Origin of the sequence: Nocardioides sp. (assembly GCF_031422975.1) — a bacterium.
In the GTDB taxonomy this organism is placed as follows: domain Bacteria; phylum Actinomycetota; class Actinomycetes; order Propionibacteriales; family Nocardioidaceae; genus Nocardioides.
On the sequence record NZ_JANPEO010000241.1, the window covers coordinates 1 to 2,660 of the forward strand.

Annotated in this window: 2 protein-coding genes and 2 pseudogenes; 3 read left to right on the plus strand and 1 reads right to left on the minus strand. The window is 68.6% G+C overall.

Annotation, left to right across the window (positions count from 1 at the left end; translation table 11 throughout):
• Positions 1–481, minus strand: a pseudogene (locus RMO85_RS07240) (histidine kinase); the annotation flags it as partial.
• Positions 482–581: 100 nt separating this feature from the next.
• Here RMO85_RS07240 and RMO85_RS07245 point away from each other — a divergent pair.
• The 3 genes and pseudogenes from RMO85_RS07245 to rph all read left to right on the plus strand — a co-directional run.
• Positions 582–1,499, plus strand: coding sequence for an ATP-binding cassette domain-containing protein (locus RMO85_RS07245; protein WP_310528034.1), 918 nt, complete (start codon positions 582–584; stop codon positions 1,497–1,499).
• The gene (locus RMO85_RS07250) at positions 1,496–2,323 is read left to right on the plus strand and encodes an ABC transporter permease subunit (protein WP_310528035.1); all 828 of its coding nucleotides are present in this window, start codon (positions 1,496–1,498) and stop codon (positions 2,321–2,323) included. Before RMO85_RS07245 ends, RMO85_RS07250 begins: the two co-directional genes overlap by 4 nt.
• 111 nt (positions 2,324–2,434) lie before the next feature.
• Positions 2,435–2,660 (plus strand): annotated as a pseudogene (gene rph, locus RMO85_RS07255) (ribonuclease PH); the annotation flags it as partial.

Consider the following 2,660-nt stretch of genomic DNA (forward strand, 5'->3'; position numbering starts at 1 on the left):
GGCGCGAGCCGAGATACATGCCCCAGCCCATCATCGCGGTGTTGACCACGAGGTTGATGACGACGGAGACCCAGATGGGTCCGGCCAGCACGAAGGGCGCGTAGAGCGTGTAGGTCATGGCGCAGACGAAGTTGAGCAGGCCGATGCCGATGATCGGCAGCGGCCGGCGCAGCGTGGCCATGGAGATGGCGCTGAGCGTCGCCGGGCCGGACGCGATGCCCGAGAACGCGCTCAGGCAGGCGATCGTGGCGGCGACGGCGACCGGCGCCCGCCGGCGGAACACCACCAGGACGAAGGCGATCGCCCCCAGGATGATCTCGAACCAGAAGATCGTCCGGTGGTCGGTCCATTCCCGCTCCACCGCCTGCGACCAGACGACGAGGCCGAAGACGAGACAGACCGCCAGCCGCCACGCGTGCGCCGTGAACGTCAGCTCGGGTCTGGTCTCCTCGGCACGAGGGCGCTCAGGGGGACCGTCCATGGGGCAAGGCTAGGCGCAGGAGACCCCCCTACTTAGGTAGGGGCAGGGACCAGCCCTGCGACCGATGCCCGGAGTTCGCGCACCCCTCAGTGTGGTGCACATGATCCGCGTGAGCTCCCTGACCAAGAAGTACGGCGACTTCACCGCCGTGCAGGACGTGACGTTCACCTGCCGCCCTGGTCGCGTCACCGGCTTCCTCGGTCCCAACGGCGCCGGCAAGACGACCACGATGCGGGTGATGGTCGGCCTGACGCCGCCAACGGCGGGCGAGGTCAAGATCGGTGGCCACTACTACCGCGACATCCCCAACCCCGGCCGGTACGTCGGCGTGCTCCTCGATGCCTCGGCCCAGCACGCCGGTCGCACCGGGCGCGAGATCCTCGCGCTCGGCGCCAAGCAGATGGGGCTGCCCACCTCGCGGGTCGACGAGATGCTCGCGCTGGTGAGCCTGTCCGAAACCGAGTCGACGCGCCGGATCCGCAACTACTCCCTCGGCATGCGTCAGCGCCTCGGCATCGCGCACGCGCTGCTCGGGGACCCGTCGGTGCTGATCCTCGACGAGCCCGCCAACGGCCTCGACCCTGCCGGCATCCGGTGGATGCGTGGACTGCTGAAGGACTACGCCGACCGGGGCGGCACGGTGCTGCTCTCCAGCCACCTGCTCAACGAGGTGGAGCTGATCGCCGACGAGATGATCCTGATCGGCAACGGCCAGATCGTGGCGAGCGGCACCAAGCAGGAGCTGCTGGCCGGCCGCGCGGGCGGGGCCACCCACGTCACCGCGCTGGACCTCTCGTCACTCGCGATGGCGCTCGAGGCCTCCGGCTTCGCCGTCTCGGCGGCCGGTGACGGCCTCCGCGTCGAGACCGACCCGGTGCACGTGGGCCAGGTCGCGGCCGACAAGCAGATCGTGCTGACCGACCTCCGACCCGCCGAGGGCGGACTGGAGAACCTGTTCCTCGAGCTCACCGCTGACACCCAACGAGACAGCGTCACCAGCCAAGGAGTCGCGCCATGACCGCCGTCGCTGCAGACCCCACACCCACGATCGACGTCTCCTCGACCCCGCGGGTGCCCTTCCGGCGCCTCGTCTCGGTCGAGCTGCGCAAGATGTATGACACCCGTGCCGGCTTCTGGCTGCTCGCCGTCACCGGCGGACTCCTCGTGCTGGCTCTGGGCATCACGTTGCTCGTCGTGGCGCTCAACGACGACGTCAGCCTGTCGGCCACTGAGTTCTCCCAGATCATGACAATCCCGGTGTCGCTGCTCGTCCCCGTGCTGGCCATCACCAGCATCACCAGCGAGTGGAGCCAGCGCACGGGCCTGGTGACCTTCACCCTCGAGCCGCACCGCATGCGCGTGGTGTGGGCCAAGTTCGTCACCGTCCTGGTCCTGGCCCTGGCCACCATCGTGCTCGCGGTCATCGTCGGCGCCATCGGCACGCTGATCTCCGCTGCGATCACCGGCAACGACCCGGTCTGGAACATCGAGGCCGGGACGTTCATCTGGACGATCGTCAACCAGCTGGCCTACTTCACGATGGCCTTCGCCTTCGGCCTGGTCTTCTTGAGCACGCCGGCCTCGATCGCCATCTACTACATCGTCGCCATGCTGCTGCCGTTCATGGTCTACGGCACGCTCTACGCCATCTTCGACTGGGCCAAGGACGTCATCCCGTGGATCGACCTCGGCTTCGCGATGGCGCCGTACATGGGCCAGAGCCAGGACGCCGTCGAGACGTCCGCCACCACCTTGATGCAGGTGATCGTCACGGTCCTGGTCTGGGTCGTGCTGCCGTTCGCCCTCGGCCTGCGCCGAGTGACGAGGGCCGAGCTCAAGTAGCTCCCACTGTCTGGCCCCCCGCGGGGGAGGGGGCCATCTCCAGCCGGGGCCGGTCTTCCAGTGTGATGACCGGACCCGGCTGGCATTTGTGGACTCACTAGGGTTCGGGACATGACGAATCAGCCTGCCCCCGCTCGTGTCGACGGTCGCTCGGACGACCAGCTCCGCCCGATCACCATCACCCGCAACTGGCTCGACCACGCGGCCGGCTCGGTGCTCATCGAGTTCGGCGGCACCAAGGTGCTGTGCTCGGCGTCAGCCTCGGAGGGGGTGCCGCGTTGGCGCAAGGGCTCGGGCCTGGGCTGGGTGACGGCCGAGTACGCGATGCTGCCCGCCT

Excerpts from the sequence above, each read along its gene's own strand:
- RMO85_RS07250 (WP_310528035.1), top strand. The coding sequence starts at position 1,496 with ATGACCGCCGTCGCTGCAGACCCCACACCCACGATCGACGTCTCCTCG.
- RMO85_RS07245 (WP_310528034.1), top strand. The coding sequence starts at position 582 with ATGATCCGCGTGAGCTCCCTGACCAAGAAGTACGGCGACTTCACCGCC.